Source organism: Bradyrhizobium sp. WCU1, from assembly GCF_053474805.1.
The window spans coordinates 6,176,923-6,198,256 of the sequence record NZ_CM130280.1 but is presented as its reverse complement, the minus strand read 5'-3'; the positions used below and the strand labels follow the sequence as shown (position 1 = coordinate 6,198,256).

General features: G+C 65.4%; 18 protein-coding genes and 1 riboswitch. Of the genes, 8 read left to right on the top strand and 10 right to left on the bottom strand.

The window, feature by feature from the left end; all coding sequences use genetic code 11:
- Positions 1–43: 43 nt before the first annotated feature.
- The 3 genes from ACTUWL_RS28935 to ACTUWL_RS28925 all read right to left on the bottom strand — a co-directional run bounded on the left by ACTUWL_RS28935 (position 44) and on the right by ACTUWL_RS28925 (position 2,732).
- Positions 44–922 carry a sulfurtransferase gene (locus tag ACTUWL_RS28935; protein ID WP_021077869.1) on the bottom strand — a complete coding sequence of 293 codons (879 nt, stop codon included), beginning with the start codon at positions 920–922 and terminating at the stop codon, positions 44–46.
- A gap of 100 nt (positions 923–1,022) precedes the next feature.
- Positions 1,023–2,153, bottom strand: coding sequence for an acyl-CoA dehydrogenase family protein (locus ACTUWL_RS28930; protein ID WP_021077870.1), 1,131 nt, complete (start codon positions 2,151–2,153; stop codon positions 1,023–1,025).
- A 36-nt stretch (positions 2,154–2,189) separates the two neighbouring features.
- Positions 2,190–2,732 (bottom strand): OsmC family protein, encoded by a 543-nt coding sequence (locus tag ACTUWL_RS28925; RefSeq protein ID WP_021077871.1) that lies wholly within the window; start codon positions 2,730–2,732, stop codon positions 2,190–2,192.
- 254 nt (positions 2,733–2,986) lie between these two features.
- Between ACTUWL_RS28925 and ACTUWL_RS28920 the strand changes: the two genes are divergently transcribed.
- Positions 2,987–3,646 carry a TetR/AcrR family transcriptional regulator gene (locus tag ACTUWL_RS28920; protein WP_035650616.1) on the top strand — a complete coding sequence of 220 codons (660 nt, stop codon included), beginning with the start codon at positions 2,987–2,989 and terminating at the stop codon, positions 3,644–3,646.
- On the opposite strand, the gene ACTUWL_RS28915 is transcribed toward ACTUWL_RS28920, so the two are convergent.
- Together ACTUWL_RS28915 and ACTUWL_RS28910 are read right to left on the bottom strand one after the other, a co-directional pair.
- Positions 3,643–4,677, bottom strand: a complete 1,035-nt coding sequence (locus ACTUWL_RS28915; protein ID WP_021077873.1) for a DUF21 domain-containing protein — start codon at positions 4,675–4,677, stop codon at positions 3,643–3,645. The two genes, ACTUWL_RS28920 and ACTUWL_RS28915, sit on opposite strands and share 4 nt — an antisense overlap.
- Before the next feature lie 90 nt (positions 4,678–4,767).
- A complete protein-coding gene (locus ACTUWL_RS28910) occupies positions 4,768–5,586 on the bottom strand; it encodes an aminoglycoside N(3)-acetyltransferase (RefSeq protein WP_021077874.1) in 819 nt (272 codons plus the stop codon).
- Positions 5,587–5,825: 239 nt separating this feature from the next.
- On the opposite strand from ACTUWL_RS28910, the gene ACTUWL_RS28905 reads away from it, so the two are divergent.
- Positions 5,826–7,043, top strand: a complete 1,218-nt coding sequence (locus ACTUWL_RS28905) for a GGDEF domain-containing protein (protein WP_021077875.1) — start codon at positions 5,826–5,828, stop codon at positions 7,041–7,043.
- A 21-nt stretch (positions 7,044–7,064) separates the two neighbouring features.
- Here the strand turns inward: ACTUWL_RS28905 and ACTUWL_RS28900 are convergent, their stop codons facing one another.
- A complete protein-coding gene (locus tag ACTUWL_RS28900) occupies positions 7,065–7,793 on the bottom strand; it encodes an SDR family oxidoreductase (RefSeq protein WP_021077876.1) in 729 nt (242 codons plus the stop codon).
- Between the two features lie 98 nt (positions 7,794–7,891).
- Positions 7,892–8,782 carry a LysR family transcriptional regulator gene (locus ACTUWL_RS28895; RefSeq protein ID WP_021077877.1) on the bottom strand — a complete coding sequence of 297 codons (891 nt, stop codon included), beginning with the start codon at positions 8,780–8,782 and terminating at the stop codon, positions 7,892–7,894.
- A gap of 87 nt (positions 8,783–8,869) precedes the next feature.
- Between ACTUWL_RS28895 and ACTUWL_RS28890 the strand changes: the two genes are divergently transcribed.
- The 3 genes from ACTUWL_RS28890 to ACTUWL_RS28880 all read left to right on the top strand — a co-directional run bounded on the left by ACTUWL_RS28890 (position 8,870) and on the right by ACTUWL_RS28880 (position 11,570).
- Entirely contained in the window at positions 8,870–9,331 is a 462-nt protein-coding gene (locus tag ACTUWL_RS28890; RefSeq protein WP_021077878.1) for a PACE efflux transporter, read from the top strand.
- Between the two features lie 236 nt (positions 9,332–9,567).
- Positions 9,568–10,794: an ABC transporter substrate-binding protein gene (locus ACTUWL_RS28885; RefSeq protein ID WP_021077879.1), complete on the top strand. Its 1,227-nt coding sequence runs from the start codon at positions 9,568–9,570 to the stop codon at positions 10,792–10,794.
- Between the two features lie 83 nt (positions 10,795–10,877).
- Complete coding sequence (locus tag ACTUWL_RS28880) at positions 10,878–11,570, top strand: glutathione S-transferase C-terminal domain-containing protein (RefSeq protein ID WP_021077880.1); 693 nt, start codon at positions 10,878–10,880, stop codon at positions 11,568–11,570.
- 338 nt (positions 11,571–11,908) lie between these two features.
- Here the strand turns inward: ACTUWL_RS28880 and ACTUWL_RS28875 are convergent, their stop codons facing one another.
- Entirely contained in the window at positions 11,909–13,108 is a 1,200-nt protein-coding gene (locus ACTUWL_RS28875; protein ID WP_021077881.1) for a TrmJ/YjtD family RNA methyltransferase, read from the bottom strand.
- A 306-nt stretch (positions 13,109–13,414) separates the two neighbouring features.
- Here ACTUWL_RS28875 and ACTUWL_RS28870 point away from each other — a divergent pair, with 306 nt between their 5' ends.
- The 3 genes from ACTUWL_RS28870 to ACTUWL_RS28860 all read left to right on the top strand — a co-directional run bounded on the left by ACTUWL_RS28870 (position 13,415) and on the right by ACTUWL_RS28860 (position 17,020).
- A complete protein-coding gene (locus ACTUWL_RS28870; protein WP_021077882.1) occupies positions 13,415–15,142 on the top strand; it encodes an alpha/beta hydrolase family protein in 1,728 nt (575 codons plus the stop codon).
- A gap of 125 nt (positions 15,143–15,267) precedes the next feature.
- Entirely contained in the window at positions 15,268–16,482 is a 1,215-nt protein-coding gene (locus ACTUWL_RS28865) for an NADP-dependent isocitrate dehydrogenase (protein ID WP_021077883.1), read from the top strand.
- Positions 16,483–16,513: 31 nt separating this feature from the next.
- Positions 16,514–17,020: a DUF3455 domain-containing protein gene (locus tag ACTUWL_RS28860; protein ID WP_035650618.1), complete on the top strand. Its 507-nt coding sequence runs from the start codon at positions 16,514–16,516 to the stop codon at positions 17,018–17,020.
- Here ACTUWL_RS28860 and ACTUWL_RS28855 read toward each other — a convergent pair whose 3' ends face one another.
- Both ACTUWL_RS28855 and alaS read right to left on the bottom strand, forming a co-directional pair.
- A complete protein-coding gene (locus ACTUWL_RS28855) occupies positions 17,021–18,271 on the bottom strand; it encodes a cyclic nucleotide-gated ion channel (protein ID WP_035650620.1) in 1,251 nt (416 codons plus the stop codon).
- 11 nt (positions 18,272–18,282) lie between these two features.
- On the bottom strand, positions 18,283–20,955 hold the full coding sequence (gene alaS, locus ACTUWL_RS28850) for an alanine--tRNA ligase (RefSeq protein WP_021077886.1): 2,673 nt from the start codon (positions 20,953–20,955) through the stop codon (positions 18,283–18,285).
- A 202-nt stretch (positions 20,956–21,157) separates the two neighbouring features.
- Positions 21,158–21,252: riboswitch (glycine riboswitch) on the top strand.
- The last annotated feature ends 82 nt before the right edge of the window (positions 21,253–21,334 follow it).

Below are 21,334 nucleotides of genomic sequence, written 5' to 3'. Positions count from 1 at the left end.
CGGCCGCGTTTTGCGCCGCCGGACGCCGACAAACATGCAGGTTCTATGCCGCCTTGCCGGTCACGACGGCTGCGGTCGGCAAGCCTTCGTCGATCGGCAGCGCCGGATCGCGCGACCACTCGTTCCAGGAGCCGAAATACATCCGCACGTCCTTCACGCCGGCGTTCTTCAGCGCCAGGAAGGTGTTCGACGCGCGCGCCCCCTTGAAGCAGTAGAGATAGACCGGCGTGGTCTGCGAGATGCCGACGGTGGCGCATTCGGCAAGGATCTCGTCCTTCGACTTGAAGCGCGGGCCCTCGCCGGTCGGCTTCATCATGCGGTACCATTCCAGCCACACCGCGCCGGGAATGCGGCCCTTGCGCGGGCAGAAATCCTTCCCGTAAGGCGACGAGCTTTCGCCGATCCACTCGTCGACGTCGCGCACGTCGAGGATCGCGACGCCCGGCTTGCCGACCGCAGCCAGCATCGCCTTGGCGTCGATCATGATGTCGCCGGCCTCCGGCACGATCGCGAACGCAGCCTTCGCCGGCACCGCGACGTCGGTGGTGACCGGCAGGTCCGCCGCCTTCCAGGCATCGAACCCGCCATGCAGGACCTTGATCTTGGGATAGCCCAGCATCGCCAGCAGGTAATAGCCGCGGCAGGACTGGCCGAAGCCGGAATTCATCGACTGCTCGTAGATCACGGCGGTCTCCTTGCCGGACAGGCCGGCGGCGCCGAAGGCATCGGCGAACTTGGTCTTCAGCGCGTGCATGCCCTCCGGCGTCGAGGTCGCGAGGTAAGTGAAGATGTCATGCACATTGACCGCACCGGGCAGATGTCCCGCCGCATAGGCATCCGGATTACGCGTGTCGATGATGACACACGGTTCTTTCTTGACGAGCTCGGCAAGTTCGCCGGCGGTGATCAGAACGTCCGTCATGGCAGCCTCTCCTGTTGCATGGTTGCTAGTCTTGGTGGTCCCGAACTTGTTTGAGCATGATCTCTTCGGAAAACCGGTCCCCGCTTTTCCGGATCATGCTTCAGCCGTCCGCCAGCATCTTGCGCAGCTGCTTGGTGGCGGGCGTGACGATGGCGACGAAATAGGCTTCGCGAAGCCTGCGCTGGGCGCGGTGGCTCATCAGGTAGCCGCGCGCGCCGCAATGGAGCATCGCCGCATGCGCGACCGCGACGCTGGCATCGCCGATGCGCAGCCGCAGCGCGACGACCCTGCGCCAGTAGCTGTCATCGCCATTGTGGGGATCCTGCGCCAGCGTCATCGCCTCCTTCTCGAACTCGGCATAGAGCTCGCGGAATTGCAGCGGCTGCTGCGGCAGATAGCGGTTGATATGACCGAGCGGCGCATGGACCTCGTCCATGATGTTGATGCAGTCCCGCATCAGCCCGAGGCCCATGCCGACTTGCAACAGGATGAATCCGGCACGGACCTTCTTGACGAAGGGTGCAGCCGGCTCGGCGAGGATCAATTCACCCGGCACGAAGACGTCGCGGAACTGGACGCCATAGGTACCCGTGCCGTCCATCGCCAGGAACGGCTTGCACGGCGTCAGCGTGATCGCGGGATCGGAGCAGTCGGCAAGGAACATCACCGTCTCACCAGCCTCGCCGCCTGCGATGCCGTCGTCCTCGCGCTCGAAGATCGTGCCGAAGTAATGGCCGGGCCCGAGGTTCGACACCCACGGCAGCGCGCCGCGAACGATGTAACCGCCGTCGACCTTGCGCCCCCTGAGCTTCAGCCGCTCGATGCCGAAGAAGCTCTTCATCGGGTTGGAGAGCCCGGTGCCGCCCAGCACCCGCCCGCGGGAGAAGCAGTCGCCGAAGCGCGCGGCGAGCTTCAGATTGGTGGAATTGGCGACGTACCAGACCAGCGTGTTCTGGCACCAGGCCATGAAGGCGGTGGCGCCGCAGACCTCGCCGATCGCGGCCATCGACTGGATGGCCCAGCGCAGGTCGGCCGGGCCTTCCAGCGGCACGTGGCTGCTCCACGCGCCGATTTCGCCGAGCCGCCGCAGGAATTCGCCGGGATAGACCGAGCCGGCATCGATCGCGGATGCAAGCGGCGCCAGTTCCTGACGGGCGAGGCGCGCGACCTCGCCCGCGATCGTCGGTGCGGGATCTCGCGTTGCGACCCGCGATATTGCCAGTGAGCTCATGGATGATCTCCGCACCTTGAATTGCCTGCCAGGCGCCTAGGCGCTGACCTCGAGATTGACGGGGCGCGTGAAGGTGTTGGCGACCGGCGACCACTTCTTCACATGCGCCACCAGGGCGTCGATCTCGTCCTGTGCGACGCCTTCGCACTCCATGTCGACCTTGACGCGGACGTCGGTGAAGCCGACCGGCTTCTCACTGACGTCGCCGGTGCCCCATACCGCTGTGATGTTGAGGTCGCCCTCGAGCTGCAGCTCGAGCTTGTTGACGATCCAGCCGCGATGCACGGCGTTGGCGTGCAGGCCGACCGCAAGGCAGGAGCCGAGTGCGGCGAGCGAGGCCTCCGAGGGATTGGGCGCGGTGTCGTCGCCGAGCAGGCCCGGCGGCTCGTCGACGATGTAGGGCGCGAGGTTGCGGATGTAATTGGCGTGACGGAACTTGCCCTCGGCCACCGTCTTGCACTTCAAGGTCTTGACGACCTTCGGGTTGGCCTTGCCGTTGGCAATGAGCTGCTCGAGCCCGCCTCTGTCGATCGGCGCGAGACAGCCGGTCAGTGCGGTTTTTTGAGCGACAGCGGTCATCAGTTTTCTCCCTAGGGCGATGGAAATGGTCAGGATACCGAACGGTCTGTTTCCTGCACGAAGCGTGCCAATCATGCCCCAGGTCAAAAGACGAAATTCCGCAGACGCTTAGGCGCGCCTGCCTGCCGATTGACCAGGGCGCTGCTGCTCAATCGCCAAGCAAATGCCGCGCGCCGGCGATTATTTTCAGCGCATCGATGCGCGCATGAAGATGCGACTTGATGATTTTGCCGCGCTCCGATTTACTGCCGCGCATGGCCAAATCGATTGCGAAGAAAAAACCTGCCGCGGCGTTCAGCGCCGGCGACGATGAATCGGCGCGCGGGCGGCTGCTGAATGCGGCGACGCATCTGTTCTGCAAGAACGGCATCAACGCCACCGGGATCGATGCGATCATCGACGAGGCCGGAACCGCGAAGACCACGCTCTACAAATTGTTCGGCTCGAAGACCAACCTCGTGCATGCGGTGCTGGAGAGTGAAGGCCGGCAGTGGCGCGACTGGTTCATCGGCGCGATCGAGGCGGGCGGCGGCGATGCGCAGACCAAGCTGTCGCGGATATTCCCTGCCCTGAAGACCTGGTTCGGCGAGGAGCGCTTCTATGGCTGCCCCTTCATCAACGCGGTCGCCGAGCACGACAAGGACGCCAAGCAGTTCCGCAACATCGCGCTGAAGCACAAGAAGGTGGTGCTGGCGCATATCGAAAGGCTCGCCGCCGAGATGGGCGCTACCGAGCCGGCCGTGCTGGCGCACCAGCTCGCGCTGTTGATCGACGGCGCCATCGTCGCCGCGATGGTATCGGGTGATCCCGGTGTCGCCGACACCGCAGGGCTTGCCGCGGGCAACCTGTTCGCCCCGGCCAGGGCGAAGAAGGCAAAACGCGCCAGCAGCGCCGCCGAACTCGTCGCCCTCTAGGCGGCCGATCGCTTCTCCACGGTCGCAATGCCGCGCAACAGCCGCCCGAGCAGGTCCGAGCCGGTGATGATGCGCTTCTGCCCGCTCCACACCAGGATCAGATCGTGCTCGATCACGTCGTCGCCCGGCGTCTCCGGCACCACCTTCATCAACCCGATGACGTCGCCGAGCCGCGCCTTGGCGTCACGCACGATGATCGGCCGGTGCCAATAGGCGGTCGGATCGCTTTCGAGTTGGTTGAACAGCGCATCGCGCAGGAAGTGGTGGGCATCGAGCACGAACACCGGTTCACCCGCGAGATCGGTCACGATCACCCATTTCATCCCCGACGCATCGATCCGGCGCAGGAACGGATCATCTGGCACGCTGTCGAATTTCGGCAGCACGCAGCGCTGATTGGCGAGCGGCAGGCTGAGGATGCTGGCGGGATCGATCGCCTCGCCCTCGTCACACACCGAGATGTCGTCGAGGTCGAGGAAGTTCTGGGCGCCGATCGCCTCCACCTTGCTGATGTCGCCGCCGTCGACGACGTGGCGGGCGATCATCTGCCGGATATCCTGCTCGCGCAGATAGGTGATGCCTTCCGAGCCGAGCCACCAGTCGAGCACCATGGCCGTCGGCTTCGCCAGCGGAAACAGCACGATGCGATAGAAGTTCAGGAACGGCAGGAACCGCGCGGTCATCGCCAGCGCGTTGCGCGAGAAATAGGCCTGCGGGAATATCTCGCCGAGCAGCGTGATGGCGAAGGCCGAGAACAGGAACGCGCCCACGCCGGCCAACACCGAGTCCGACAACAGCGTCAGCAGCACGTTGGTGGTGACATTGCCCCAGATGATGGTGGCGAGGATCTGATTCGAATGCCGGCGAAGCTCGAGCACGCGCGCCGCGTTGGCATTGCCGCTGTCCGCCTCGATCTGCAGCCGCAACAGGCTGAGGCTGAAGACCGCGAGATTGAGGCCGGCGAACAATGCCGACTGCAGGATGCAGGCGGCGATCCCGATCCAGGTCGCGATGATCCCAAGATAGGCCATGGATGCCCCGGCTCACTGTTGCGGCGTTTCGCCGCCATCACAGTCGAACGAGGTGACAGCCGAATGACCGCGCCGTGATCCCTCCGGCCATCATCCAAACGGCGCGCCCTGCTCCGCCATCAGACCGGCGGCGGCATCGACGATCGCCGTCATCGACATCAAGTGGCAGGTCGCCGATCCGACGCGCCCGGTGCGGACAACGCCTTGCCGAACCAGCGCCTGGCCGATCCCCGGAAAGCCGTCGGGGTAGCCGGCCGCGACGTCGAAGCGAACCCAGCGCCGCTGTCCGTCGACCGTCATGGCGGAGCCTTCCGCGATTCTCGGCAGCGACGGCCAAGCCTTCAGCTCGGACAGGTGCAGGGCCGTGCAGGCGTCGAAGCCGGCACCGAGCAGCAGAATGCGCGCCGCCGATCGGTAGAGAACGCCGAGCGGTCCATCGTCGCCGAACGGCTCGCCGAGCGACTGCCACGCCGTGATCCACTCCGCTTCGGGACCAAGGGCCGCGAAGGAGCAGGTCGGATGCAGGCTGCGCCGCGCCCCCGGCCAGCTCCGGAACAATTCGGCGACGGCGCCCATGTCGCGGGTCGGCGTGGTGCGCGGATCGAACGGCGGCACGCCTTCCCGGATGATCCCGATCCAACTCTCGGGGACGGGCGGCGCGCGCCAATTCGCGGGATCGCTGAGCTGCGACGACTGCGCGGGCATCACCAGCGTGCCGGCGTCGGTGACCGCATCAAGCAAGGCGCGCACTACCGCCTCGGCGCCGCCCGCGACCCAGCCGAGCGCGCTCATCGCACAATGCACCAGCAGCGTTTCACCCGGCATGACGCCGAGCAGTCGCAGGTCGCGCATCAGGCTGTGCTGGGTCCGCGGCTCGCCGGTCGCGGCGACGATGGTATGCTCGGTCATTCGATCGTTCCTGCGGTCGTTCCCGCGAAACCGCGGCTCACGAAATCGCATCGAGAATACCGCATCCTGCCGGACCGGCCACGGCACTGACGGCGCGCAGCGGCGATGCGAGGGCGCGCCAATTTGGCGCATCCGTGCGGTTTACTTCCCGTCAAGCACGCCGCGTGATCGGCGGCGTCCTTAAAGGCCTGTTAGGCCCGCTGGGATCAGTTGCCACGTGAAAGTACGGGGCAAGAACAATGCAGTCCGAAACAGGACGATACAGCCAGCCGCGCTGGGGCGTGACGCGCTGGCTTGCCGATGCCGGGCCGGGCGTGCCCGACGACATCCGCCAAGCGCTGATCGGCGATCTCTACGGCTCGCTGCCGGTATTCGCGGCCGGCGCGGTCAACACGGTCGCAGTCTCGGCCGTGATTGCGATCCGCGAGCCGACCGCATGGTTCATCACCTGGGTCATCCTCGAGCTCGTCATCTGCCTGTCGCGACTGGCGGTGCTGGTGGCTGCGCATCGCGCGGCGCGCGAGCGACGGCCGACGCCGACCGATCTGCACCTCGTGCTCGCGGTCGCCTGGAGCGCCAGCGTCGGCTTCGGCATCCTGATCAGCCTTGCCAGCGGCGACTGGGTGGTCGCGATGCTGGCCTCGCTGTCGGCCGCGGCAATGGTCGGCGGCATCTGCTTCCGCAATTTCAGCGCCCCGCGTCTTGCCGGCACCATGATCCTGCTCAGCCTTGGCCCGATCGTGCCGGGCGCGGCGCTTGCCGGCGAGCCGCTGCTGTTCATCGTCTTCCTGCAGGTGCCGCTGTATCTCACGGCGATGACGGTCGCGGCCTTCCGCCTCAACAAGATGCTGGTCGCGACCATGCGCGCCGAGCGCGAGAACGGTCATCTTGCCCTTCACGACACCCTCACCGGGCTGCGCAATCGCGCCGGTTTCGTCGCCGCGCTGAACGCCAAGCTCGAGGCCCCGGCCGGAAACGGCCGGCCGTTCGCGCTGCTGTTCTTCGACCTCGACAATTTCAAACCGGTCAACGACACCTATGGTCACGCGGCCGGCGACCAGGTGCTGATGCTGGCCGCCGAGCGGCTGCGGCGCGCGCTGCCGGAGACCGACGTGATCGCGCGACTTGGCGGCGATGAATTCGTGGTGCTGGCGAACGGCGTCACCGCCGAGCAGGCGCTCGCCGTCGGCCAGCGCATCATCCAGGCCGTGACGATGCCCTACCGGCTCGCCGACGGCGTCTTTGCCAAGGTCGGCGTCAGTGTCGGTGTCGCTGTCTCGCCCGAGCACGGCACCGAGGCCGAAGAGTTGCTGGCGGTCGCCGATGCCGCACTCTATGAAGCGAAATCCGCCGGCAAGGCCCAGTGCCGCATGGCCTCGGTCACCACCAATGTCGCCGCGCTGCGCCGGCTGACGAAACAGGCCCCCGCGCCCGCCCGCAATCGCGGCGCCGCCTGAAAACGAGGTCCGGCGGACCGCCTAAAGATCGAAGTTCGTCGGCAGCATCACGACGTCGCGGATGGTCATGCCGCGCGGCCGGGTCAACATGAAGATCACGACCTCGGCCACTTCGCTCGCCTCCAGCAGGCTGCCCGACGCTTTGGCTTCCTGAAGCTTCTCCGCCGGCCAGTCGGCGAGCAGCGCGCTGATCACCGGCCCGGGCGAGATCGAGCCGACGCGGATGCCGTGCTTGAACACCTGGCGCCGCACCGTCTGCACGAAGCAGTTGATCGCCCATTTCGACGACGCATAGACCGGCTCCCACGGCGTCGGGAAATGCGCGGCAAGCGAGCTCGTCACGATGATGTCGCCGGTTGCCCGCGCGATCATGTGCGGCAGCACGTCGTGCACGTTCTTCATCACCACGTTGACGTTGAGGTTCAGCATCCGGTCGATCGCTGTGCTGTCGGCATCGACGAGATCGCCGCCGACATAGATGCCGGCATTGGCGTGCAGGATGTCGAGCTGGCCTGCTTTCTCCAGCGCACGCGGCAGCAGCGTCGCGCAGGCCGCGGCATCGAGCAGGTCGATGACCAGCGGAATCACCGCATCACCGTGTCTTTCCGCCAGCGCCGCGAGCGCGGTGGCGTCGCGGTCGACCATCACCACGCGCGCGCCGGCCGCCAGCATCGCTTCGCTGCTCGCAAGTCCGATGCCGGATGCCGCCCCGGTCACCGCCGCGACCTTGCCTTCCAATTGCTTCGCCATCGTCTCCACCCTGTCAGGTCAGTGCGACAGGCATGGCAACACATCGCGGTCGCGATGTCAGCTGCCATGCGGTGCACGACGGCGGGCGGGTCCAGCGCTCACAGGCGGAGCATCGGTGGCCGCGTGGCGAAGCGGCGGCGCAGCCATTTTGCCGCCGGCCCGGCCGGCCGCTGCTTGTGCCAGACCACTTCGAGCGCGACCGGATGCGCGCCCTCGTCGAATTCCAGTTCGGGAATGGCGAGGTCTTCGGCGACCTGCGAACTCGCCATGATGTGGGCCGGGATCAGCGCCCAGCCGACGCCGTGCTTGAGGATCTGCAGGATCACCCAATGGCTCTCGACCCACCACACCTCCGCCGCGACACGCAGCCGATGCCGTTCGGTGCCTTCGTTGCGCACCGTGACCATGATCTGGCGATGCCGCTTCAGCTCCTCCCAGTCCACCCGCCCATGCGCCAGCGGATGGGTCTTGCCGCAGACGAGCTGCAACGGCACCCAGCCGATGGTCTTGAAGCCGAGCTCGGGCGGCAGCTGCTCCTGCCGCCACATCACGCCGACATCGGCCTTGCCGTCGAGCACGAGCCGGCTGACGTCCTCCATGATCGGAAACAGCAGCTCGAGTTCGACATGCGGAAAGCGCGTGGCGAATTCCGCGAACAGCTCGCCCACCGCGCTCTCCGGATAGAGCTCGTCGATCGCCACCACCAGGCGCTTCTCGACATGCGCCTCGAAGCTGCTGGCAACGCCGATCAGGTGCTCGCGGCGATCGAGGATCAGTTTTGCCTCGGGCAGCAGTCGCGCCCCTGCTTCGGTCAGCACCGGGTTGCGCCCGGTCCGGTCGAACAGCGCAATGCCGAGGTCGGTCTCCAGGTTTGCCACGTGCGTACTGACCGCCGATTGCGCCTTCTTCAAAAGCCGCGCCGCGCCGGAGAACGAGCCCTGCTCGGCGGCCGCCACGAAGGATTCGAGCTGGTCCATGGAGAGGGACATCTATCTCTTTTCCAGATATTATCTAACTTTATAATCCCACAATATCAGATAGAAACCCGATCACAACGACAAGAAAGGGTTTTCAAAATGTCTATGCGTTCCTTCTCCGACCGGATCAGGCACGCAGTCCTGTTCGAACTGATCGGTATCGCCATCTTCACGCCGGCAGCGGCCTGGCTGTTCAATCAGCCGGTCGCCCATATGGGCGTCATCGGCGTCGTCTCGGCGACGGTGGCGACGATCTGGAACTTGCTGTTCAATCTCGGCTTCGACCACGCGCTGGTCCGCCTCACCGGGCGTGTCGTCAAGACGATGCCGATCCGCGTCGCGCACGCGATGCTGTTCGAGGCCGGCCTGATCGTGCTGCTGATCCCGTTCGTCGCCTGGTATCTCGGCGTCTCGCTGTGGGCCGCGCTGATGATGGATATCTCGATCGTGGCGTTCTATCTGATCTACGCGTTCGTGTTCAACATCGCCTACGACCGGGTGTTTCCGCTGCCCCGGCCCGGCGCGCATGATCGCACGGTGACCCGGGCCTTGCCGGCCTGATCGACCTCAACGCGCGGCGCAGTGGATCATTTGATCCGCCGCGCCGCTGCGCATCCTGACACCGCCGCCAATATTGCTGCTGGTAGCGACTACGCACAAGTTCCGCAGCGCCGCGCACCTAAACTGGTTTGATCCGGATCAACCAGCATGGAATGCTTGAAGCCGAGACGCCCGTCAGAGGCTGCCAAACGGCCAACAATGCCAAAACGGCCAACAAGAAGAAGCGGAGGACTACAATGCCAAGGAACCGTTCGATCCAGCTATCACGCCGTCAGCTCATCAAGGGCACCGCCGCCGCGTCGGCCACGCTGCTGCTCGGCAAGCCTGCGATCGCCAAAGGCAAGACCGAGATCGTGATCGGCAACATCGACGCCTATTCGGGACCGGCTGCGGTCTATTCGTCGATCGGCCGTACGCCCGGCGGCTATTTCAAGATGATCAACGAGCAAGGCGGCATCAACGGCCGCATGATCAAATACATCACCTATGACGACGCCTACAGCCCGGCCAAGACCGTCGAGCAGGCGCGCAAGCTGGTCGAGAGCGACGAGATCGACGTCCTGTTTGCGCCGCTCGGCGCCCCCACCAATGCGGCGATCATGAAATACATGAACCAGAAGAAGGTCCCGCACCTCTTCATCGCCTCGGGCGCGACCAAGTTCGGCGACTACAAGAATTTCCCCTACACGATGGGTTTCCAGCCTTGCTACCAGATCGAGGGCCGGGCCTTCGCGCAGCACGTACTGTCGACGCAGACCGACCCGAAGATCGGCATCGTCTACCAGAACGACGATTTCGGCCGTGACGTGCTGAAGGGCTTCAAGGACGGACTTGGCGCGAAGACGTCTGCAATCGTGGCCGAGCTGTCGTATGAGACCGCGGATCCGACCATCGACAGCCAGGTGGTTCGCTGCAAATCCGCCGGCGCCAACGTGTTCATGAGCATGACCACGCCGAAATTCGCAGCCCAAGGCATCAAGAAGATCGCCGAGCTCGGCTGGCAGCCGGCGCATTACATCGGCAACAACGCTTCCTCCGCCGGCTCGACGCTGAAGGCCGCGGGCTTCGACGTGTCCAAGGGCATCATCTCGAGCGCCTATTTGAAGGATCCCGTCGACGCCGCCTGGGACAGCGATCCCGCGATCCAGAAATGGCGCGCCTTCCTCGACAAATACGATCCAACGGCGGCCAAGAACGACATCTACGCGGTCACCGGCTATCTCACCAGCCAGATCCTGGTTCAGGTGCTCAAGCAGTGCGGCGACGACATCTCGTCCGAGAGCATTATCAAGCAGGCGGCAAACCTCAGGGACGTCGAATCCGACATGCTGCTGCCGGGCATCAAGATCAACACCTCGCCGACCGACTATTATCCGCTCGAGCAACTGCAACTGACGCGCTTCAGCGGCGAACGCTACGAGCCGCTGGGACCGGTGATCGACGGCGGGATTTCGAAGGCGTGATCATCTGAAGCACGCACCGCCCTGACGTTTCCAATCGACCGATCCTGAGGTAGCCTCGTCCATCCTGAACGAGGCGAGCCGCCATGCTCACGCTCTATTCGTATCCGCCGTTGTTCGGCGTCGCCGACAACAATGGCTACGGTCTGAAGGTGTTCGCCTTTCTGAGGCTCGCCGGCGTGCCGTTCCGGCACGAGCACATTTTCGATGCGTCGAAGGCGCCACGCCAGCAATTGCCCTACATCGTCGACGGCCACGACACCGTCGGCGACAGCGAGACCATCCTCCGCTATGTCACCGAAAAATACGGCGTGACGCTGGATGCGGCGCTGACGCCGGCGCAACGCACCACCGATCTCCTCGTCACGCGCATGCTCGACGATCTCTACTGGGTGATGTCCTACTCGCGCTGGAAGGACGAGCGCTACTGGCCCAAGTTCCGCGATGCGCTCAAGCGGGAGCATCCGGACCTCACCGACGACGGCTTGATGAAGGCCAGGGAGTTCAACGCGCAACGCTATCACTACCAGGGCATCGGCCGCTTCGAGCCCGACGCCGCGATGGCCCGCGGGCTCGCCGATCTCGCCGCACTGGCGAACCTGATTTCGCGGCAAGGCTATGTACATGGCGACAAACCGACATCCATCGACGCGGGCATCTATGGCTTCGTGGCCAACATCTACTTCTACGACATCGACACGCCGTTGAAGAGGTTCGTGGTGTCGCACGACGCTCTGCCGCAACACTGCCGCGCGATCCACGCGGCAGTCAGTCTCTGAGCGCGAAACGTCGATCGCCACGCATCCGGCGGATGGAAACGGGAATCGGCACCCGGCTTTCCCTGCGCCCTCCGACATCAGGACGGCGAACAAGAGATGCAAAGCTCGGACAAATCATGTCGCGAGAATGTTGGTGTATGAGCCAAAGCTCGCGCGATAAACACAGTGTCGTCCTGGCGAACGCCAGGACCCATTACCCCAAATCTCCATCGTTGCGCGACGCTGTGGCCGCAATCCCATACATCACGGAATGCGGTGGTTATGGGTCCTGGCTTTCGCCAGGACGACGTTGGAACGAGGTCGCGACGCCATCAGGCAATCGGCGCAACGACCGAGGCTCACCGCCCCTGCGGAAGACTCCCCTCCAGCCGCGCCAGCTCGCCGTCGAGATCGCGCTCGACATCGGCAACATGCATGTCGACGACCCGATAGTCCCTCGCCTCGAGCCAGGCGCGGCGCTTGGCGCGGTCGGTGGCGATGGCCTCGCTCTCGTTCGGATTGACCAGTTCGATCGCGGTCCGGTGCACGAAGGAGACGAAATCGGGGATGTGACGGCCGACCGGGGTCTGGCGCTTGAACTGGCCGGCGAAGCGGCGGTCCCGCGTCAGCGCCTGCCACAGGATGCGTTCGGCGTCGGTCGGGTTGCGGCGGAGCAGCCGGGCGAGGCCACGCACCGTGCTGGAATTGTCCGCGGTCGCGCCGCCCCCGCCCTGTTCGGCGAGCAGCGCCCGAAGCCTCGTCGCCTGGGCGCCGTCGAGCACCCCGCCCTTGGCCGGGCCCTTGCGGCCCTCGGCGATCGCCATCACCACGCCGTGCAGCGTGTGCATGTCCTGCTTGGTCGGGTCCATCCGGGTGAAGATGTTGCGCAGGTTGACCAGCATGGTGTCGCGCTTCTCGGCCGGCCGCAGGAACTCGACCTTGTCGAGCTCGGCGACGAGGTTGTCGAAGAACGCCTGCATCTGGTGCTGGGAGGCCGGCTCGGACCGTTCCGGCATCGCGAACGGCAGCGCGCCCGCGGTCGAGAGCTTGAACCATTCATAGCCCATCAGCAGCACCGCCTGCGCCAGATTGAGCGAGGCGAAGCCCGGATTGACCGGAAAGGTGATGATGCGGTTGGCGAGCGCGACCTCGTCGTTGGTCAGGCCGGAGCGCTCCCGCCCGAACAGGATGCCGGCGCCGCCGCCGGACGCGACATGGCCGACGATCTCGCTGGCCGCGCCTTCTGGCCCGACCACCGGCTTGGCCTGGTCGTGGGCGCGGGCGGTGGTCGCGAACACCAGCGTGAGGTCGGCGATCGCCTGCTCGACGGTGTCGAACAGTTCGACGGAATCGATGATGTGGTCGGCGCCGGCAGCAGCGCGCTGGGCGGCGATGTTCGGCCAGCCGTCGCGCGGATTGACGATGCGCATCCGCGTCAACGCGAAATTGCCCATCGCGCGCGCGGCCATGCCGATGTTCTCGCCAAGCTGCGGCTCGACCAGGATGACGACGGGACCGGCAAGGTCGTGCCCTGCCTTGGTCTTGTCGGTGCCGGACATCTCACTTCACTTTCTGATTCAACGTCTGAAGATTTTGAATCAGCTTCCGAAGCGGCTGATTCAAAGTCTCATACAGGTCCCCGAAACCAGCTTTGCACCGGTTTTGCGCGGGACCAATTTCTCCAAGCAGATAACAGGGTTAGCCGCGATTGCGAATCCTCAATCGGAATCCCGTTCGCACAACGCCGGGGTCGCCGCTTGCGCGCGCTTCGCCTTCGGATAGGCTATCAACCACAACCAAAGCGAAGCTGTAAAGGCACGCTTGAGACGCCGGTTGAACGGCGAGGCACCTTGGGGGAGACGACGATGCGGGGCAGATGGACGCTGGCGATTGTGGGCCTGATCTTGATCGTGGCGGGGAGCCTGCTCGCCCACTTCACGCAGACCGCAGGCGGCATCCGGATCGAGGATGTCAGGTTCAAGGGCGCCAAGGGCAACACCATGAGCGCCCTGCTCTACGTCCCGCCGAACGCGACGGCGCAGATCCCGGCGCCCGGCATCCTCGCCGTCCACGGCTATATCAATTCGCGCGAGACCCAGGACGGCTTCGCCATCGAGTTCGCCCGCCGCGGCTATGTGGTGCTGGCGCTCGACCAGACCGGCCACGGCTATAGCGACCCGCCCTCCTTCGCCAACGGGTTCGGTGGACCTGACGGCCTCGCCTATCTCCGCAGCCTGCCCTTCGTCGACAAGGAGAACATCGGCCTCGAGGGCCACTCGATGGGCGGCTGGACCGTGCTGGCGGCTGCCGCCGCGATGCCCAACGACTACAAGTCGATGGTGCTGGAGGGCTCGTCGACCGGCAAGCCATTTGCCGCCGAGGGCACCACCAGCTGGCCGCGCAACACCGCGCTGGTGTTCGCCCAATACGAGGAATTCCCCGACCTGATGTGGGGCGTCCAGCTCGCCCGCGACGTCACCACGAGCCCGAAACTCTGGGCGCTGTTCGGCACCCAAGGCGCGGTCGAGCCGGGCAAGGTCTATGGCGACCCGGCCAACGGCACCGCGCGGGTGCTCTACACCCCCGCGATGACCCATCCGGCCGAGCACATCTCGCATGAGGCGATCGGCTACAGCCTCGACTGGTTCGCCAAGACGCTGAAAGGCGGCACGCCGCGCCCGGTCGACGACCAGATCTGGTTCCGCAAGGAGATCGGCACGCTGATCGCCCTGATCGGTTTCGTTGCTCTCGTCATCGGGACGTTCGACGGGCTGCTGGAGGCCCAGATGTTCTCCCGCCTGCGGCTACCGGCGGTTGCCGACGGCACCATGCCGCCGCATCAGGCGGCGAGCGGCCGGCGCTGGACCACGGCATTCATCCTGTCCGCCTTCGTCCCGGCGCTGACCTATTACCCGGCCTTCGCGCTCGGTGGCACCTTCGTCACCCCGAGCGCGGTCCTGCCGCAGGGCATCACCAACCAGATCCTGGTCTGGGCCATCATCAATTTGCTGATCACGCTGGCCCTGATGCGGTTCGCCCCCAAGCGCGCCAGCCGGGCCGGCCTGATCGGTCAATCCGTCGTGATCGCGCTGGCCTCCGTGGCGGTGGGCTACGCCGCGCTCTGGCTCGCCGACCTCGCGTTCAAGATCGACTTCAGGTTCTGGATCGTCGCGCTCAAATTGATGAGCGCGAAGCAATTCCTCATCTTCCTGATCTATCTGATTCCGTTCACGGCGTTTTTCGTCGTGGCGCTGCACGTGCTACACCGGAATTTCTCGACCATGAGCGCGCCGCGCGGGGCGCTTTATCTGACCAACATCCTGGCGCTGACGCTTGGCTTCATCGTGTTGCTGGTGCTGCAATACGGCACGATGTGGCTGACGGGGAAGCTGTTCAACCCGCTGCCGGACCCCGGCTTCGTGCCGCTCTCGACCATCGTCGCGATCCAGTTCGTACCGCTCTTGGCGATCGTGGCCGTGATCGCGACCTTTACCTGGCGGCGGACCGGATCCAGCCTGCCGGGCGCCCTGATCGCGGGCCTGTTCGTGACCTGGTACATCGTGGCCGGGACCGCCACTCAGGTCCCATTTTAGGTGAAATGATGGGCTGAAAGTGCATAACCGGTGCGCTTTCGCCCGTCCCCGGGCAGTGCTATAGCGCAGGCGTATTTTCCAACCCGCCGTCAAAAGCGCGCTGTTCCCAAGAGGGCCTCTCCGTCATGGCAAAAATCAAGGTATCCAATCCCGTCGTCGAGCTCGACGGCGACGAGATGACCCGGATCATCTGGCAGTACATCAAGGACAAGCTGATCAACCCGTTCCTGGATGTCGAACTGCTCTATTTCGATCTCGGCATGGAATACCGCGATGAAACCAACGACCAGGTGACCATCGACGCCGCCGAAGCCATCAAGAAGGTCGGCGTCGGCGTCAAATGCGCCACCATCACCCCCGACGAGGCCCGGGTGAAGGAGTTCGGCCTGAAGCAGATGTGGAAGTCGCCGAACGGCACCATCCGCAACATCCTCGGCGGCGTGATCTTCCGCGAGCCGATCATCTGCAAGAACGTGCCGCGTCTGGTTCCGGGCTGGACCAAGCCGATCATCATCGGCCGCCACGCCTATGGCGACCAGTACCGCGCCACCGACATCAAGTTCCCCGGCAAGGGCACGCTGTCGCTGAAGTTCGTCGGCGAGGACGGCACCGTGATCGAGCGCGAAGTGTTCAAGGCGCCCGGCGCCGGCGTCGCGATGGAGATGTACAATCTCGACGACTCCATCATCGATTTCGCGCGCGCCTCGCTGAACTACGGCCTGCTGCGCAACTACCCGGTCTACCTCTCGACCAAGAACACCATCCTCAAGGTCTATGACGGCCGCTTCAAGGACATCTTCCAGGACATCTACGACCGCGAGTTCAAGAAGGAATTCGAGGCCAAGGGCCTGACCTACGAGCACCGCCTGATCGACGACATGGTGGCCTCGGCGCTGAAATGGTCCGGCGGCTATGTCTGGGCCTGTAAGAACTATGACGGCGACGTACAGTCCGATACCGTGGCCCAGGGCTACGGCTCGCTCGGCCTGATGACCTCGGTGCTGCTCACCCCGGACGGCAAGACGGTGGAAGCCGAAGCTGCCCACGGCACGGTGACCCGGCACTACCGCGAGCACCAGAAGGGCAAGGAGACCTCGACCAACTCGATCGCGTCGATCTTCGCCTGGACCCGCGGCCTCGCCCACCGCGCCAAGCTCGACAACAATCCGGAGCTGGCGAAGTTCGCCACCACCCTGGAGAAGGTCTGCGTGTCGACCGTCGAGGAAGGCTACATGACCAAGGACCTCGCGCTGCTGGTCGGCGCCGACCAGCGCTGGCTCTCGACCACCGGATTCCTCGACAAGGTGTCCGACAATCTCGTGAAGGCGATGGCCACCTAAAGGCTGCCGTCTTGGAATGATGGGTGCGAGCATGACCAAGGCCCTTGTCAGAGCCGTCGTGCTCGCATCATTCGCGCTCACAGGGTCGGCGGCATCAGCTGCCGATCCCCTGCCGGACGCCGTCGCGGCGCCTAGCGAGATTCCGGTCCTGTCAGTCCATGCCGAGGGTGTGCAGGTCTACGAGTGCAAGCCGGTCACCGACGGCAAGCTCGCCTGGTCGTTCCGCGAACCGGTCGCCACCCTGATCGCCGACGGCCGCACCGTCGGCCGGCACTATGCCGGCCCGAACTGGGAGCATGTCGACGGCAGCGCAGTGACCGCCCGCACCACCGGCAGCGCGCCCGGCGCGACCCCTGCCGACATCGCCTGGTTGAAGCTCGAAGTGATTTCCCACCGCGGCAACGGCCTGTTCTCCAGTGTTGCCACGGTGCAGCGGATCAACACCTCGGGCGGCGAGCTCAGCGGCGCCTGCGACAAGGCCGGCGCGCTTGGGAGTGCGGCGTATTCGGCGGATTACGTTTTCCTGCGGAGAGACTGACTAGTCCCGGATGCCGCCGTCGGCCTCGCCGGGCGGCTGGGCGATCTCCGCGACGGCGAGGTCGCCGCCGGCCGTGAGCGGATCGGCGAGCCGCGCCTCGGCCGTCTCCCGGACATGTGCGGCGAGCGCCGGCATGCGCTCGATCAGGGCATGGAAGTCCTGCGCATCGAGCAGCAAGAGCTTGGTCTTGCGCGTCGCCGTTACCGTGCCGGAGCGATTGGTCCTGCGCAGCAGCGCGATCTCGCCGAAGAACGTGCCGTCGGCAAGCCGGACCCGCTGGCTCGGCAGGTCGATCTCGACCTCGCCCGCCGTGATGAAATACATTGATGAGGCCGCCTCGCCGCGCCGCACCAGCACCTCGCCGGCCTCGATGGTCTGCGAGCGCAACAGGCGCATGATGTCGGCGATGTCGGCAGCGCCAAGATGCGAGAACAGCGGCACCCGCGCCAGCATGCCCCAGGTCACCACGAAGTCGCGGCGCCGGACCTCCTCGGCGAACGCGCTCGAGATGATCGCGACCGGCAGCGCGATCATCGCGAAGCCGACCACGATCGCAACCACGGTGACGATCCGGCCGAGCGGCGTCACCGGAACGACATCGCCATAGCCGACCGTGCCGAGCGTCACGATCGCCCACCACATCGCCTGCGGCATGGTGCCGAACTTGTCCGGCTGCACCTTGTGCTCGATGGCATAGAGCAGCGCGGCGAACAGCAGCACGGCGCCGGTCAGGATCACGACGCAGCCGAACAGCGTGCGCCGCTCGGCATGCAGCGCCGCCAGAAGCGAACGCATCGCGGGCGAATAGCGCACCAGCTTCAGGAACGGCAGCATGCCGAACAGCACCAATGCGATCTTGTCGTTGATGACCAGGGCGACGGCCGACGGCAGGAACGCGAGCAGGTCGATCACGCCGAGCGCCGAGCAGGCGTATTCCAGCCGCGCCTTCAGCGGCGTCATGTCGCGCAGGGAATGGCCGACCACGCTCCAGAGCCGCGCGGCGTATTCGAGCGCGAAGGCGATGACTGCCGCGACTTCGACCGCGGTCAGCAGCCATCCGAACTGTGCATCGATCTCGGGCACCGAGGCCAGGATCGCCGCCAGCACGTCGACGGTGATGATCGCGACGATGAACCCGGCAAACCGCGAGCCGCCCGAATGCGGCAAATCATCGCGCTCGAGTAGCTCGTAAAGACGGTCACGCAGTCCGGGATGGCTGATCGTGGGCTTGAGCGGAGCTGTCGCCACGATCAGCCCTTCCGTCAGGCGCCGGCCATCGCTTGTTCGATCGCCGACAGCGCGGCGTCGGCCTTGGCGCCATCGGGCCCGCCGGCCTGCGCCATATCGGGCCGGCCGCCGCCGCCCTTGCCGCCGAGCACCTCGGAGCCCTTGCGCACCAGTTCGACCGCGTTGAACCGCGAGGTCAGATCGGCGGTGACGCCGACCACGATGCCGGCCTTGCCGTCCTCGGTGACGCCGACGATCGCGACCACGCCGGAGCCGATCTGCTTCTTGCCGTCATCGACCAGGCTCTTCAAATCCTTGGTCTCGACGCCCTCGACCGCGCGCGCCAGCAGCTTGACATTGCCGACCTCGCGAACGGCCGAGGCCGCGCCGTTCGACGCACCGCCGCCGCCCATCGCGAGCTTCTTCCGGGCATCGGACAGGTCGCGCTCGAGCTTCTTGCGCTCCTCCATCAGCGCTGTGATGCGCGCCGGGACGTCCTCGATCGTGGTGCGCAGCTCGGCCGCCGCGGTCTTGGCCAGCGCCATGGTGTCGTTGGCATGCTTGCGCGCATGACGCCCGGTCAGCGCCTCGATGCGGCGGACGCCGGAGGCGACCGCGCTCTCGCTGGTCACCGAGATCAGGCCGATGTCGCCGGTGCGGCGGACATGGGTGCCGCCGCAGAGCTCGACCGACCAGCCGAGCGCGTTCTGGCCATGCTCGCGGGCGCTCTTGCCCATCGAGACGACGCGGACCTCGTCGCCGTATTTCTCGCCGAACAGCGCACGCGCACCGGCCTCACGGGCATCGTCGACAGCCATGACGCGGGTCGTCACCTCGTCATTCTCGAGCACGACATCGTTGGCGATGTCCTCGACCCGGGCGAGTTCTTCGGGCGTGATCGGCTTCGGATGCACGAAGTCGAAGCGCAGGCGATCGGGCGCGACCAGCGAGCCACGCTGCGCAATGTGATCGCCGAGCACCTGGCGCAGCGCCTCGTGCAACAGATGCGTCGCGGAATGGTTGGCGCGGATCGACGAACGCCTGGCGTGGTCGACCTCGAGCTGCAGCGCCGTGCCGGCCTTCAGCGTGCCCTGCTCCACCGTGCCGACATGCACGAACAGATCGCCGGCCTTCTTCTGCATGTCGGTGACGCGGAATTTGACGCCCTCGCCCGTGAGCACGCCGATATCGCCGACCTGGCCGCCGGACTCCGCGTAGAACGGCGTCTGGTTCAGCACGATCGCGCCGCTCTCGCCGGCCTTGAGGCTATCGACCTCGGCGCCGTCCTTGACCAGCGCCGTCACCGCGCCTTCCGCGCTCTCGGTCTCATAGCCCAAAAACTCCGTTGCGCCGAGCTTCTCGCGCAGCGGAAACCAGATCGTCTCGGTTGCCGCCTCGCCCGATCCGGCCCAGGAGGCGCGCGCCTTCTCGCGCTGGCGGTTCATTGCATCGGTGAACGATGCCTGGTCGACGCTGATGCCGCGCGACTTCAACGCGTCCTGTGTCAAATCCAGCGGGAAGCCGTAGGTGTCGTACAGCGTGAACGCGGTGTCGCCGTCGAACATGTCGCCCTTCTTGAGGCCGGCGCTCTTCTCGTCGAGGATCGACAGGCCCCGCACCAGCGTCTTGCGGAAGCGGGTCTCTTCGAGCTGCAGCGTCTCCTCGATCAGCTTCTCCGCGCGCACCAGGTCCGGATAGGCCTGGCCCATCTCGCGGACCAGCGCCCAGACCAGGCGATGCATCAGCGGCTCGCTCGCGCCGAGCAGCTGCGCATGGCGCATCGCGCGGCGCATGATCCGGCGCAGCACGTAGCCGCGGCCCTCGTTCGAGGGCAGCACGCCGTCGGCGATCAGGAACGCCGACGAACGCAGATGGTCGGCGATCACCCGGTACGACGCGACGTTCTGCGCGTTCGGCCCATGACCGAGCGCCGAGGAAGCCGCATCGATCAGATGGCGGAACAGATCGGTCTCGAACACGCTCTCGACGCCCTGCAGGATGCAGGCCATACGCTCCAGGCCCATGCCGGTGTCGATCGAGGGACGCGGCAGCGCCACGCGCTCCTCCTTCGTCACCTGCTCGTACTGCATGAACACCAGGTTCCAGAATTCGAGGAACCGATCGCCATCCTCTTCCGGGCTGCCGGGAGGTCCGCCCCAGATGTGCTCGCCGCGATCGATGAAGATCTCGGAGCACGGACCGCACGGGCCGGTGTCGCCCATCGCCCAGAAATTGTCCGAGGTCGGGATGCGGATGATGCGATCGTCCGAGAAGCCCGCGATCTTCTTCCAGTAGCCGGCCGCCTCGTCGTCGGTGTGGTAGACGGTGACGAGCAGCTTGTCCTTCTTCAGCCCGAAATCCCTGGTAATCAGATTCCAGGCGAGCTCGATCGCGCGTTCCTTGAAGTAGTCGCCGAACGAGAAGTTGCCGAGCATCTCGAAGAAGGTGAGATGGCGCGCGGTGTAGCCGACATTGTCGAGGTCGTTGTGCTTGCCGCCGGCGCGGACGCATTTCTGCGAGGTCGTGGCGCGCTGATAGCCGCGCTTCTCGACGCCGGTGAAGACGTTCTTGAACTGCACCATGCCGGCATTGGTGAACATCAGGGTCGGGTCGTTGCGCGGCACCAGAGGCGACGACGCCACGATCTCGTGGCCGTTCTCCTTGAAGAAGTTCAGAAATGTCGACCTGATGTCGTTGACGCTGCTCATGTTCATCCAATCGGAAAAATGGGGCCGGCCAGTCGCAAAAAGGCGTCATTTCCGGCCGAACGCTTTTAGACATTGCCAGCTGCGGTGTCCAGAAACTGTGCAGCCGGATCATGGGCTTGCCGCGGCAGCACAAAGCCCATTGGATAGTTGTTGCAGCTGCGTTGACAGGCTTGGCGGCGGCGTGTTTTCTACTGGCCTGTTAACCCGTCACGTCGGGAGAGACCGGCCTTTCTTTGGGCCGGCGCCGAAGGAGCAACCGCCCCGGAAACTCTCAGGCAAAAGGACCGCGTGACGTCTGACATCTGGAAAGAGGCGCTGGGGTTGTCCCCGATTGCGTCCGCCGACGGGATAATACTCTCAGGCACAGCGACAGATGGGG